At 59.3% G+C, this 12989-nt stretch carries 11 protein-coding genes; 5 read left to right on the plus strand and 6 right to left on the minus strand.

Going from position 1 to position 12989, the window contains the following annotated elements; all coding sequences use genetic code 11:
- Positions 1-82: 82 nt before the first annotated feature.
- The 3 genes from AAE029_RS11930 to AAE029_RS11940 all read right to left on the minus strand — a co-directional run bounded on the left by AAE029_RS11930 (position 83) and on the right by AAE029_RS11940 (position 3133).
- Entirely contained in the window at positions 83-1072 is a 990-nt protein-coding gene (locus AAE029_RS11930) for a WD40 repeat domain-containing protein (protein ID WP_371073054.1), read from the minus strand.
- The gene (locus AAE029_RS11935; protein ID WP_371073055.1) at positions 1072-2163 is read right to left on the minus strand and encodes a GTP-binding protein; all 1092 of its coding nucleotides are present in this window, start codon (positions 2161-2163) and stop codon (positions 1072-1074) included. Before AAE029_RS11935 ends, AAE029_RS11930 begins: the two co-directional genes overlap by 1 nt.
- A 178-nt stretch (positions 2164-2341) precedes the next feature.
- Positions 2342-3133, minus strand: coding sequence for a creatininase family protein (locus tag AAE029_RS11940; RefSeq protein WP_371073056.1), 792 nt, complete (start codon positions 3131-3133; stop codon positions 2342-2344).
- A gap of 85 nt (positions 3134-3218) precedes the next feature.
- Here AAE029_RS11940 and AAE029_RS11945 point away from each other — a divergent pair, with 85 nt between their 5' ends.
- From AAE029_RS11945 to AAE029_RS11955, 3 genes are all read left to right on the plus strand, one after another.
- Positions 3219-3728 (plus strand): MarR family winged helix-turn-helix transcriptional regulator, encoded by a 510-nt coding sequence (locus tag AAE029_RS11945; RefSeq protein ID WP_371073057.1) that lies wholly within the window; start codon positions 3219-3221, stop codon positions 3726-3728.
- 121 nt (positions 3729-3849) lie between these two features.
- Positions 3850-4869, plus strand: coding sequence for a LacI family DNA-binding transcriptional regulator (locus AAE029_RS11950; protein WP_371073058.1), 1020 nt, complete (start codon positions 3850-3852; stop codon positions 4867-4869).
- Between the two features lie 13 nt (positions 4870-4882).
- Complete coding sequence (locus AAE029_RS11955; RefSeq protein ID WP_371073059.1) at positions 4883-5839, plus strand: 2-hydroxyacid dehydrogenase; 957 nt, start codon at positions 4883-4885, stop codon at positions 5837-5839.
- Here the strand turns inward: AAE029_RS11955 and AAE029_RS11960 are convergent.
- Complete coding sequence (locus AAE029_RS11960) at positions 5828-6604, minus strand: gamma-glutamyl-gamma-aminobutyrate hydrolase family protein (RefSeq protein ID WP_371073060.1); 777 nt, start codon at positions 6602-6604, stop codon at positions 5828-5830. The genes AAE029_RS11955 and AAE029_RS11960 overlap by 12 nt on opposite strands.
- Before the next feature lie 334 nt (positions 6605-6938).
- Between AAE029_RS11960 and AAE029_RS11965 the strand changes: the two genes are divergently transcribed.
- Positions 6939-8045: a TRAP transporter substrate-binding protein gene (locus AAE029_RS11965; protein WP_371073061.1), complete on the plus strand. Its 1107-nt coding sequence runs from the start codon at positions 6939-6941 to the stop codon at positions 8043-8045.
- 146 nt (positions 8046-8191) lie between these two features.
- Here AAE029_RS11965 and AAE029_RS11970 read toward each other — a convergent pair whose 3' ends face one another.
- Together AAE029_RS11970 and AAE029_RS11975 are read right to left on the minus strand one after the other, a co-directional pair.
- A complete protein-coding gene (locus AAE029_RS11970) occupies positions 8192-9715 on the minus strand; it encodes a TRAP transporter large permease subunit (protein WP_371073062.1) in 1524 nt (507 codons plus the stop codon).
- Between the two features lie 21 nt (positions 9716-9736).
- Positions 9737-10276, minus strand: a complete 540-nt coding sequence (locus AAE029_RS11975) for a TRAP transporter small permease subunit (protein WP_371073063.1) — start codon at positions 10274-10276, stop codon at positions 9737-9739.
- Between the two features lie 311 nt (positions 10277-10587).
- On the opposite strand from AAE029_RS11975, the gene AAE029_RS11980 reads away from it, so the two are divergent.
- Entirely contained in the window at positions 10588-12897 is a 2310-nt protein-coding gene (locus tag AAE029_RS11980; RefSeq protein WP_371073064.1) for a putative bifunctional diguanylate cyclase/phosphodiesterase, read from the plus strand.
- Positions 12898-12989: the final 92 nt, after the last annotated feature.

The following is a 12989-nucleotide window of genomic DNA, read 5'->3' on the forward strand; positions in this document are numbered from 1 at the left end:
CAGCCAATACCATATCATCCGTCAGGAGGCTGCCGCAACTTCAGCCCGCGCGGAGAATTCTCCGCGCGGATGGCGTGTTGAATCAGCCCGATATATCGATGACCCCGCAGTCGCCGGCTTCGGAAGCGAAGGCAAGCAGCTTGCCCGACTTGCTCCAGCTCATGCCGGTGATCGCGCCCTTGCCGGGGCGGCGCAACAGGGCTTCCTTGCTATCGGCGAGGCGGACGGCGAGAATCATGCCGTCGATGAAGCCGATCGCCAGAATATCCTCCGCCGGATGAAACTTCACCGAGGTCGCCATGATATTGGCGCGCGTGCCGAGTTCGAGCGGTGCCTTGCCCATCGGACCGTCCTTGCCCTGGAAGGGCCAGACGATGGCGGCCGGCGCGCCCGAGGAGGCGAGCCATTTGCCCTTGACCGACCAGGAGAGCGATTTGACCTTGGCCGGATAGCCGGTCATGCGCATATGTCGCGTCTCGGAGCCGGGCTTGGCATCGAGCTTCCAGCCGTGCAGCGCGTTCTCCTGCATGGTGGTGACGAGAAACTGGCCGTCGGGTGAGAAGGTGACGCCGGTATGGGCTCCCTTCCATTCGAGATCGACGGGCTTGGCGCTCATGCCGACCCAATGCAGCGATACGCCGTTGTAACGTGCGACGGCGATCCGCAATCCCTTCGGCGCAAAGGCAATTCCCTCGACCGTGCGCTCCTCCGCGAATTCCTTCGTCGTGCCGTCAGCCAAACGCACCAGCGTGCTCTTGCCATGAGCGTAGGCGACCGCGCCCTGCGGACCGGCGGCGACCTGGCCGATCCATTTGCGCGGGGCATGCGCCAGTTCGCTGACGCTGCCGTCGGCGGCGGTGCGGATGACCTTGCCGTCCTCGCCGCCGGAAATCAGGCTATCGCTATAGGGATCGCGGATGCAAGTCAGCATGCCCTGATGGGCTTCAGAGATCTTATCGCCGCCTTCGAGACGGTGGATGGAGCCACTCGCACTGGCAAAGAAGGGGACGTCACCTAAAAATTCGACGGCCAGGACGTGGCCGTCGAGATCAAGCGGCGCGACAGTCGGCATCAGGCAGCCGCCTCGCAGGCCTTGAAGGAGGCTTCCAGCTTTTCGCGGTCGAGCTCGCGGCCGATGAAGACAAGGCGCGTCTCATGCTTTTCGCCGTCCTTCCACGGACGCTGGTGATCGCCTTCGACGATCATGTGCACGCCCTGGACGACGTAACGCTCCGCATCGCCCTTGAATGCGATAATGCCCTTCAGGCGCAGAATGTTCGGGCCCTGCGTCTGCGTGATCCTCTGGATCCAGGGGAAAAAGCGTTCCGGGTTCATCTCGCCGCCCCGCAGCGAAACGGACTGGACGGTAACGTCATGGATCGGCGACATACCGTGGTTATGGCCGTGGTGATGGTGGTGATCATGGTCGTGGTCGTGGTGATCATGATCATGATGGTGGTGATCGTGATCGCAATTCGGACCGCAGACATGGTCCTCGTGACCATGTTCCAGGAATTGCGGGTCGTTCTCAAGGGCACGTTCGAGATTGAAGGCGCCCTGGTCAAGCACACGGGCGAGGTCGACGCCGGAGCGGCTGGTCTTGTAGACGCGGGCGGCGGGATTGATGGCGTGGACGATGTCCTCGATCTGCGCCAGTTCTTCGGCGGAGACGAGGTCGATCTTGTTGATGACGACGACATCGGCGAAGGCAATCTGATCTTCCGCTTCGCGGCTGTCCTTCAGGCGCAGCGGCAGATGCTTGGCATCGACGAGTGCGACGACGGCGTCGAGCTCCGTTTTCGAACGAACATCGTCATCCATGAAGAAGGTCTGAGCGACGGGGACCGGATCGGCAAGGCCGGTGGTCTCGACGATGATGCCGTCGAAGCGGCCGGGACGGCGCATCAGGCCCTCGACCACGCGGATCAGGTCGCCGCGCACCGTGCAGCAGACGCAGCCGTTGTTCATCTCGTAGATTTCCTCGTCCGACTCGACGATCAGGTCGTTGTCGATGCCGATCTCGCCGAATTCATTGACGATGACCGCATATTTCTTGCCGTGGTTTTCGGACAATATACGGTTCAGGAGCGTCGTCTTGCCGGCGCCGAGATAGCCGGTGAGCACAGTGACGGGGATTGGCTTTTGCATGGCTGTTTCGGTCATGAGAACCTCGAAAATGGGGTTTGCCCCGAGGGTTAAGAAGTCGGGGACTTGAAATCGGTCGGTTTCATATAGGCGCTTGGCGCGGCCAGTTCAAAGGAATTTGTATGTTATAAGATCACATTGCGTCGGCGGCAATTGCCTCCTGGGCTCTCTCACAGAGAAGCTCCATTGCCGGCACTCAAGTCAAGGATTTGAGGTCGAACGCATTCACGTCCTCAAGCAGTTCGGCGAGCCCCTTGACGGCATGCGCGATCAGCGCGTCGCCCTTTTCAGCGGTTGCTGCGGCTGCATTGCCGGCGACGCCTTGATCGCTCAGGTCGGACATTTTCCATCCGAAGGCGTGCGGACCGTAAGCGCGCAGATATCTGAAGCGTTGCATGTACTGCGTCTGGCGCGAAGGGAAGTTTGCGGCGCGGTCCATATCCACCAGATCGGGATGCAGGGCCAGCATCACCGAGGTCTCGATATCGCCGCCGTGGATGTCGATCGCCTTTTCCTCGGGAGAGATGATGCCCTCCGGCACGCCGAAACGTGTCCAACTGGTCGCCACCACCAGCATATTGAGGCGCACGCGCGCCTCGGTGGCGACGATCGTCATCAGCGGCGAGTTGCCACCATGGGCGTTCAGCAGCACCAGCTTGCGAATGCCTTGCCTGTTCAATTCCCGCGCCACGTCCAGCCAGCGATGAACCGCCTCTTCGAAGGAGAGGGTTGCCGTGCCTTCGATATCCATGTGTTCGACCGAATAGCCGACGGGTTGCACGGCAAGGAAGGTAACGGGCAGGTCGCCCGGCAGGTCATCCTTCAAACGTTCAACTATGCCTGCGGCAATCAGTGTATCAGTTTCGAAAGGCAGGTGCGGTCCATGCTGTTCATAGGCGCCGAGCGGCAGGACGGCGATCCAATCCTTCCGCTCGGCGGGCGAAAGTGCGGGGTCGTTGTCTTTGAAATCAGCGTAAGGCCGTGCCATCTGATGGTTGCCTCTTGTTTATGTCGTGATCCTGCGCAATGTCATAGCGTGGCCTGGGCGCGGCCGAAAGATCGATGGGGTGGAGATGGGCAAGAAGCATAAGGAAGGCAAGAAGCATAAGTCGGGTAAGAAGAAAGATCAGGCCGACTATAAACTTGAGGATCTTTCGCCCGCGCTCGTTCAAGCTGCACGTTCGATGCGCACCGTACTTTCGCGCAATCTTCTCGATAGCGGGCTTTATGCGGGCCAGGACGGGGTAATTGCCGCACTCGCGGAGACCGACGGGATGACTGCCGGTGCGCTTGCGCAACGCCTTGGCGTGAAGGCGCCGACGATGACGCGGACGATCGGTCGCATGGAGGCGCAAGGCTTCCTGGAACGTCGGCCCGATGCCGATGACGCCCGCCTGACCAAGGTCTATCTGACGGAGGTCGGACGTAACACCATCGACCGCATCACGACGTCGGCGGCCTCCTGCGACCAGATGGCGACGCAAGGCTTCTCCGACAAGGAGATCCGCACACTCGTCCGGCTCCTCAAGGCTATCGACGGAAACCTGCAGGCGGCTGCCGACATCGAGGCGGAGGAAATTTGAAATTCTCTCGAAAAGGAGAATTGCGCAAAGCGGTTAAATCTTTTAATTAAACTTTTTAAAGTTTGCTCTTTATTCCATCGGGAATGAGCTGACGTCGAATGAGTTGCCTGCGGAGGGACACGTGGCTCAAAAGATAAAGCTTTCGACCATCGCCGAAACGCTTGGAATTTCAACGGCGACCGTTTCTCTGGCCTTACGCGACAGCCCGCTCGTTGCCGGCATGACGCGGGAAAAGATCAAGGAACAGGCACGTGCGCTCGGCTATATCTACAATCGCCGCGCGGCCAGCCTCAGAACCTCGCGTTCAGGCATCATCGGCGTTGTCGTGCACGACATCATGAATCCGTTTTACGGCGAAATCCTCAAGGCGATAGAGAGCGAGCTCGACAGGAGTCGTCACACTTTCATTCTTTCCAATCATTACGATTCGGTCGACAAGCAGCGGACCTTCATCGAAACGCTTCTTCAGCTCGGGGGAGACGGCGTCATCATGTCGCCGGCTATCGGCACGCCGCCGGAAGATGTGCAGCTCGCCGAGGAAAACGGCATGCCGGCTATCCTTGTTGCCCGCTCCATGGAGGCAATGGACCTGCCGACCTATCGCGGCGATGACAGCTATGGCATTTCGCTCGCCACCAATCACCTCATCGGTCTCGGTCATCGAACCATCGCGATGATCGGAGGTACCGACCAGACTTCCACTGGCCGCGACCGTTACCAGGGCTATGTAAATGCATTGCGCAAAGCCGGCATCGAGGTCGATCCCAATCTGCGCATTCCCGGTCCGCGCTCGAAGCAGGGCGGGTTCGAGGCCGCTGTTCATTTTCTGTCGCTGCCGCAGAAGCCGACCGCTGCCGTCTGCTGGAACGATCTTGTCGCCATCGGCCTGATGAACGGCATCGCCCGCGCGGGCTTGCTGCCCGGCAGAGACATTTCCGTTACCGGCTATGATGATCTCGAGGAGGCGTCCATCGCAACCCCGGCGCTCACCACCGTCTGGAACGGTCAGGCGGAAGTGGGCCGGCTTGCGGCGCGCGCTCTTCTCGATAGACTGGCGGGCAGTCACGAGCCCGACGGCATCCATCTCATCAAGCCGGAAATGCGGATCCGTCAATCGACCACGCCCTATCGTCCGCGCTAACAAAGGAAAGATCATGTCCGTGCCACAAGCCGCCGTCCTCGTCCCGGGGAAGATGCACAATCGTGTCCTGGAGAGACTAAAAAGCCGCGTCGAACTGATCACGGCAGAGCGAAGCGAGGACCTCGATGCGGAGACGGCCGGGCGCATACGCGGTGTCGCGGTTTCCGGCAGCTTTTCCGGCGCCGCAATGGATGCCCTCCCGAATCTCGAAATCATCGCCAGTTTCGGCGTCGGCTATGACAATATCGATGTGGGTCACGCCGCGTCCAGGAATATCGTCGTCACCAATACGCCAGACGTCCTGAACGATGAGGTGGCCGATACAGCCATCGCGCTCTTGCTGAATGCAGCTCGCCAGTTTCCGGCCGCCGAAACCTGGCTTCGGGAAGGGCGTTGGGTCCGCGAGGGCGCCTTTGCGCTTTCGCCCTTTTCGCTGAAAGGCCGGCATGTCGGGCTTTATGGCCTGGGCCGCATCGGCCAGGAGATTGCCAGGCGCCTCGAACCCTTCAAAGTCAAGATCAGCTATCATACCCGCTCGCGTCACGAAGGCGTCAGCTATGACTATTTCCCGAGTCTCCGGGCCATGGCCGAAGCCGTCGACACACTGATTGCGATCGTGCCGAAGACGCCGCAGACCCACAAGACCATCGATGCCGAAATCCTTTCCGCCCTCGGACCGCAAGGCATTCTCATCAATGTCGGGCGGGGATGGACAGTCGATGAAGAAGCACTGATTGCAGCTATCGAGGCCGGGACCCTCGGCGGCGCGGGCCTCGATGTCTTCTATGACGAGCCCAACGTGCCGGCAGCGCTGATGCGCTTCCAGAATGTTACGCTGCTGCCGCACGTCGCCTCGGCGTCGGTGCCGACGCGCAACGCGATGGCGGATCTTGTGGTAGACAACATCACCTCATGGTTTGGTGAAGGGCACCCGCTGACGCCCGTCCCGGAGACGCCCTCACAGGCTTGAAGCAAAAGCGGCGGGCGACCGGCCATCGGCATAGGCGCGTACGGCGTCACCGAAGGCGCCAAACAGCTTGCGGGACGGCTGGTCGGTCTCCGCCCAATATTCCGGATGCCACTGGACCCCGACGGCGAAGGCCTTGGCATCGATGACGGAAACGGCCTCGATCGTGCCATCTTCGGCAAGCGCTTCCACCTGCAGGCGCGGGGCGGTCTCGGCGATCGCCTGTCGGTGCAGTGAATTGACCCGCACTTCGCCGGAGCCGATGAGGCGGGCGATGCAGGAGCCCTCCTTGACGAATACGCTCTGGCGGATGGCATACATGCCATCACGATCGACATCGGCCGGCTTGCGGTGGTCCCAGATGCCCGGCTGTTCATGGATCTCACTGGCAAGCGTTCCGCCGAGCGCTACATTCAGTTCCTGGAGACCACGGCAGATCGCAAGAAGCGGGATCGCCCGGTCGAGGGCGCGGCGGATGAGCGGCAGGCTCGTGGCGTCGCGCGCCGGATCGAAGGGGCCATCGGCTTCCGTCGCCTGCTTGCCGTAGAGCGAGGGATGCACGTTGCTCGCCGAGCCGGAAACGAGCAGCCCGTCGACCCGGTCGAGGATAGCATCCGCATCGTATCCGGTTTCGAAGGCGGGGATGATGAAGGCCATTACGCCGGCGGCGTTCAGTGCAGCGCGGACATATTGATGCTGGACCGCGTGCCAATCCGCGCGGTCCAAGGTGCGGATATCAGCGGGAACTGCGACGATCGGCTTCGTCATGAAAAACTCCGGTGAAGGCTTATGTGAGATCATACCGTTCAGGAGCCTCGGGGTCGAATCCAAGTGGGTTTCGGCTCCGGCGGTTTCCACGGCCTTGCGCCATTTGTGCTTCCGGCGCAAGTCATTAGAGTTCTTCTACCCCAGCCTGCGGAACGTCGAAAGGTCGAATTTCACATGGCAGACTTCCTCACCCCCAGGGCACCTTATTGATGCCAAAGAATAATGGACTAAAGCTTGAAAGCATCTTCTCACCGTGATTACCTTCGAGCGTCGATGCTGCGGGTAGGGTGAGGGATCAAGCACCACGCAGTGCCATCTATGCGGGAGGTTTTTGATGGATCGTCGTTCATTTATAAAAAAAGCAGGGACTGCGGGGGCAGGCGTCGTAACCGCCTCGGCTTTGGCGGCACCGGCGATTGCGCAGCAGAATCCAAAGATCACGTGGCGCATGACCTCTTCTTTTCCAAAAAGCCTGGATACGATCTTTGGCGGCGCCGAGGACATCGCGCAACGTGTTTCAGTGGCGACCGAGGGCAATTTTACCATCCAGCCCTTCGCCGCGGGTGAAATCGTGCCGGGCCTGCAGGCTGCCGATGCCGTCAGCGCCGGAACCGTGGAATGCTGCCATACCTGTTCCTATTATTTCGTCGGCAAGGATCCGACCTATGCGATCGGAACGGCTATCCCCTTCGGTCTCAATGCGCGGCTGACCAACGCCTGGTTCTTCGAGGGCAACGGCATCAGCCTGATGAACGAATTCTATGCCACACAGGGCATGTACGGCCTGCCCGCCGGAAATACCGGCGCGCAGATGGGCGGCTGGTTCCGCAAGGAAATCAATACGCTGGACGACCTCAAGGGCGTGAAGATGCGCATCGCCGGCCTCGCGGGGCGGGTGGTCGAAAAACTCGGCGTCATCCCGCAGCAGATTGCCGGCGGCGATATCTATCCGGCACTGGAAAAAGGCACGATCGACGCATCGGAATGGGTCGGGCCCTATGACGATCTGAAGCTCGGCCTGCACAAGGTCGCGCGCTATTACTATTACCCGGGCTGGTGGGAAGGCGGCCCGGCGATTCACGCCTTCGTCAATCTGGAAAAATGGAACAGCCTGCCGAAGCACTATCAGTCCATTTTTGCCGATGCCTGCACCTACGCCAACACGAACATGATGGCGAAGTACGACATGAGGAACCCGCAGGCGCTGAAGCAATTGGTCGCCGAGGGAGCGACGCTCAGACCCTTCAGCCAGGAAATCATGGAGGCCTGCTTCCAGACTTCTCTTGGCATTTATGGCGAGATTTCCGGCACGAACCCCTATTTCAAGAAGATCTACGAGGATCAGACGGCCTTCAAGCGCGATGCCTACCTCTGGATGCAGCTTTCGGAATATACGTTCGATACCTTCATGATGATCCAGCAGCGCGCGGGCAAGATCTAACTCTTCGCGGTCCAATCGTAAAAGGAGAGCCCTAAAGCCTGTCGAAGGCTTTAGGGTTATTTTTTCATGCATGTCGTTGCCGCAAGACCGCTGCACACTCTTGCGCGACATGCATTAGATTTCGGTCCAGGGCTTTTTGTTTTCCGTCACCTGGTCGCTGGTGGCTGACTGAGATCGGGCGGCGCAGCGTTTGGAGCCGGCGCCGGGCCTGGCAGGCCGTTCAGTGAAGGCAGCGTCAAGCCGGGGATCTGAGGCGCGGCGCTGCCACCAGGCGGCGGCAAGGAAAGCCCGTTGCCGAAGCCGGGGACTTCGATCTTGATGGAGTTCGGATCCACCTTCGGACCCCTGTCAAGCCAGTAGGTTACCGATTGCGGCCAGAAGATCACGATCGCAACCAGCAGAAGCTGCATGGCGACCCAGGGAAGGGCGCCCATGTAGATATCGGAGGTCCTCACGTCGCGGCTGGCGATGCTGCGCAGATAGAAGAGTGCAAAGCCGAAGGGCGGATGCATGAAGCTCGTCTGCATGTTCACACAGATCAAAACGCCGAACCAGATCAGGTCGATGCCGAGATTGGAAGCGACCGGCACCAGCATCGGAATGACGATGAAGGCGATCTCGAAGAAATCGAGAAAGAAGGCCAGGACGAAGATGAAGATATTGACGAAGATCAGGAACCCGACGGGGCCGCCGGGAATACCGGACAGCATGTGCTCGATCCAGCGCGAACCATCCATGCCCTGGAAGACCAGGCTGAAACAGGTCGAGCCAATCAGGATCATCACTACCATCGATGTAATGTGCGTTGTCGAACGCATCGCCTCGCGGACGAGCGGCCAGGTCAGGCGCCCGTGCAGGGCGGCGAGCAGCATGGCACCGACGACGCCAAGCGCTCCGGCTTCCGTCGGCGTGGCAAGGCCCATGAAGATGGTGCCAAGAACGAGGAAGATGAGAACGATGGAGGGAATTATCCCGGCCAGAACCTTCATCAGCAGGACCATGCTTAATTCGCCGCGCACCTCCTTCGGCAGCGGCGGCATCGAGCCCGGCTTCATGATCGAAAGCCCCAGCACGTAGAGCAGGAAGATCGCGACCTGGATGATCGACGGGCCGATAGCGCCGAGATACATGTCGCCAACCGAACGCCCGAGCTGGTCGGCGAGCACGACGAGGACAAGTGACGGCGGAATGAGCTGGGTAATCGTTCCGGACGCCGCAATGACGCCGGTGGCAAGACGGGGACTGTAACCGTAGCGCAACATGATGGGCAATGAAATCACGCCCATGGTGATGACGGACGCCGCAACCGTTCCGGTGATGGCACCGAGTACGGCGCCGACGAGGATCACCGCATAGGCGAGGCCTCCGGGAACGGCCCCAAAGAGCTTGCCGGTGCCTTCGAGCAGATCCTCGGCAAGTCCGCAACGTTCGAGTATGGCGCCCATGAAGGTGAAAAAGGGGATGGCTAGCAGGAGATCGTTCGAGACGATACCGAAGATCCTGAGCGGCAGCGCCTGCAGGAAAACCTCGCTGAAATGGCCTGTGGCAATGCCGATGAGGCCGAAGAACAGCCCGACGGCCGCAAGAGAGAAGGCGACCGGAAATCCGTAGAGCATGAAAATGACCATGCCCAGGAACATCGCCGGCGGAATGATACCGAAGTCAAACAAAGGCAGATCCTCCCCGCCGGCTTACTGCAGAGGCTTTTCGTAATTCGTGTTCAGCTCGATATGGCCGGTCAGGGCAGCGATGCGCTTGATCAGTTCGGAGACACCTTGAAGCGAAAGCAGCGCGAAGCCGAGGACGAGGATGAGCTTTACCGGCCAGCGGATGAGGCCGCCGGCATTGCCCGACATTTCATGCTGATGGAAGGAAGTGATGAAATAGGGCCAGCAAAGCCAGGTCAGATAGATACAGGCGGGAAGCAGGAAGACAAGGAGGCCAATGATGTCGATCCAGATCCTGGCTTTTTCGGAAACCGAACCATAGACCAGATCGACGCGAACATGCTCGTTCATCCGGAGCGCGTGCGAGGCGCCCAGGACGACGACGAAGGCGAAGAGATACCATTGGATCTCAAGCCAGCCGTTCGAACTGTAATTAAAGGAATAGCGGACGATTGCGTTTCCGGCGCTGATCAGACAGCAGAGCAAGACCATATATTCGGAAAGCTTACCCACGAATTGGCTGATCGAGTCGATCAGCCGGCTGACGGTCAAAAAAACCGGCATTCTCCTCCCCTTATTTTATTTTTTGTTCCCCTTGCAGAGGATGTAGAACAGCGTCCCCGAAATTGGAAGAATGAATCGGCCTTCTACGATCTTAGTCTTATTCGCCTCTCTGTTGTCGACGGTGGCACGGCCATCGGTGATGCACGCTGAAATGGCTTCGTTCTTTTTTGCAGCGAAAAGATGCAAAAAGCGCAATAAATACCTCAGGATTACGGGAAAATTCTAGAAAATTCGGCCGAATGTATAGGAATCAAGAAATCAATTTTTAAAGAGTTTCTTTTATCGTACTGCCCGCACAAGGGAAACGATGGATGAAGCCGCCGAACTCTAGCACGGTTCCGACAGACGTCTATCTGTCGTTCGTGAGTTCTCTATATGGTAACCGTAAGACTCTCTTTACGGGAATGATCGTCCATATCATTACCTATATAGCGGTTTACTCAAAATCGGGTGCGTTCTTCTATCTTTATCTTACGGCCGTCTTCTGCGCCATCTGCGGCTATCGGATCTACTGGTTCCACCGGTTCGACGTCGCTGACAAGGAGACGATGGAACGCCAAGAGATCGCGCGGTGGGAACGGCGTTATCTCTACGGCGGTGTCGCGACCACGAGCGTTCTCGGCATCGGAAGCGGCTATGCGATCTTTGTCCTTCAGGATCCGTTCGCCGAGCTCGTCTGCATTTCGGTGACGATGGCCTCCATGGTCTCGGTTGTCGGCCGCAATTTCGGTTCGCCCATCGCAGTCAATCTCCAGACGATTTCGGCGAGTGTGCCGATCATCCTCGGCTGTCTGCTGCTCGGCGACTTCTACATGACGCTGCTTTCGGTCCTGCTCGTGCCTTTCGTGCTGACGACGCGGACGATGGCAAATGGCGTGCGGGAGTTCCTCTACAACAAGGTGCTCGTGTCCCGGGAGATCGGCATTATCGCCGACCGGTTCGACACCGCACTCAACAATATGACGCATGGCCTATTCATGCTCGATGCCAACAACCGGATCGTGGTCGTGAACCGGCGGGCCTGCGAGCTCCTGGATCTATCCGATCAGGACCGGTTGAAGGACTGCGATCTCGATGTCGTCCTGCGTTATGGCGCGCGCCATGCCTTCATTCATGATTCCGGCCTCATCCAACGGCAGCTGACACAGTTGGTGGATGGTACGCTTTCGCGTTCGCTTATCCAGTTCAGGGACGATCTCTTCCTGGAGTTTTCCGCCAATCGGCGCGCGGACGGCTCCGTCGTCCTTATCTTCGAGGACGTGACGAGCCGCATTGATGCGGAGCGCAAGATTTTGCACATGGCGCGATACGATGCCCTGACCGGTCTGCCGAACCGAGAGTATTTCGCCGAGCTGGTAAAGGAGAGCTTGGCCACGCGCGCCGGCGGTGACTCAATCGGGTTCATGGTTCTCGATATCGACGGCTTCAAGCATGTCAACGACATGAAGGGCCACATCACGGGAGATCGCCTTCTCGTCAAGATCGCAGACCGGCTCAAAGGACAGGCCGGTGACGGCGTGCTCATCGCAAGGCTCATGGGTGACCAGTTCGTCCTGTTTTTCCCGGCGGAAGGCGAGGCGGCCCTTGATGAAAGGATGCGCGCCGTTCACGGAGGCATGGCCGGCAGCTACGCGGTCGACGGCAATACCTTCAGAGTTTCCTTCAGCTGCGGTTATTTGATCGACGACGCCGGCGAGGCGCGCCTGGAAGAATGGCAGATCAAGGCGGACCTTGCACTGTTCGAGGCAAAGTCGCGCATGAGGGGAAGCTGCACCGCTTTCGAGGCGGAGATGGATGCGCGCTATGTCGAACGCCAGAAGCTCAAGGACGATCTGCGCGACGCCGTAGAGAACGGTGGCCTGCATCCAGTTTATCAGCCGATGTTCAAGCCGGACGGATCGCGCATCGAATGCTGCGAGGCACTTTCACGCTGGACGCATCCCCAGAAGGGAACAATACCGCCAAATGTCTTCATTCCGATCGCCGAGGAAATGGGCATCGTTTCCGGCATCACCCGTTTCATGATCAACAAGGCATGCCGGGACTGCGCCACATGGCCCCTGCCGCTGGCAGTTTCGGTGAACCTGTCGGCGCAAGACCTGCGCAATCCCGACATCGTCGCCACGGTGGTCGCCGCGCTCGAGGTTTCCGGACTGGAGCCGTCGCGGCTGCATCTCGAGGTGACGGAAAGCTGCCTAGTCGATGAATTCGTCGCGGTCCGTGCGATCCTGGCAGATTTGCGTTCCCGGGGTATCACCATCGCCATCGACGATTTCGGGACAGGATTCTCCAGTCTCAGCTATCTCGATTCGCTGCCCGTCGACATCGTCAAGATCGACCGGTCCTTCGTCCGTGACATCGTCGAGGATGCGCGCCGGTTCAAGCTGCTGCGCGGCACGGTGAACCTCTCGCGCGAACTCGGCCTGCAGATCGTCGTCGAGGGCGTGGAAACGCAGGACCAACTGGCGCTGATCAACAAATATGACTGCGCCGATTACATTCAGGGTTACGTCTTTTCGCCGCCGGTCGCGTCTCAGAAAATCCTGGAGATGGCGGAAACCTTGAGCAAGAAGCAGCCTCCACGCCGGCGCAGGAATGTCGCCCTGAAGCCTGTCGCGTAAAACGGATTCACGCGACAGGCTTCAGGCTGTTGTTTCATGCATGCCGTTGCCGCAAAGCTGCTGCCAGCGAGTGCTTTGAAACGCACAACGGC

Origin of the sequence: Sinorhizobium sp. CB7, from assembly GCF_041357635.1 — a bacterium.
In the GTDB taxonomy this organism is placed as follows: domain Bacteria; phylum Pseudomonadota; class Alphaproteobacteria; order Rhizobiales; family Rhizobiaceae; genus Rhizobium.

Excerpts from the sequence above, each read along its gene's own strand:
- AAE029_RS11960 (WP_371073060.1), bottom strand. The coding sequence starts at position 6,604 with ATGACGAAGCCGATCGTCGCAGTTCCCGCTGATATCCGCACCTTGGAC.
- AAE029_RS11975 (WP_371073063.1), bottom strand. The coding sequence starts at position 10,276 with ATGCCGGTTTTTTTGACCGTCAGCCGGCTGATCGACTCGATCAGCCAA.
- AAE029_RS11945 (WP_371073057.1), top strand. The coding sequence starts at position 3,219 with ATGGGCAAGAAGCATAAGGAAGGCAAGAAGCATAAGTCGGGTAAGAAG.
- AAE029_RS11980 (WP_371073064.1), top strand. The coding sequence starts at position 10,588 with ATGAAGCCGCCGAACTCTAGCACGGTTCCGACAGACGTCTATCTGTCG.
- AAE029_RS11965 (WP_371073061.1), top strand. The coding sequence starts at position 6,939 with ATGGATCGTCGTTCATTTATAAAAAAAGCAGGGACTGCGGGGGCAGGC.
- AAE029_RS11955 (WP_371073059.1), top strand. The coding sequence starts at position 4,883 with ATGTCCGTGCCACAAGCCGCCGTCCTCGTCCCGGGGAAGATGCACAAT.
- AAE029_RS11930 (WP_371073054.1), bottom strand. The coding sequence starts at position 1,072 with ATGCCGACTGTCGCGCCGCTTGATCTCGACGGCCACGTCCTGGCCGTC.
- AAE029_RS11935 (WP_371073055.1), bottom strand. The coding sequence starts at position 2,163 with ATGACCGAAACAGCCATGCAAAAGCCAATCCCCGTCACTGTGCTCACC.
- AAE029_RS11940 (WP_371073056.1), bottom strand. The coding sequence starts at position 3,133 with ATGGCACGGCCTTACGCTGATTTCAAAGACAACGACCCCGCACTTTCG.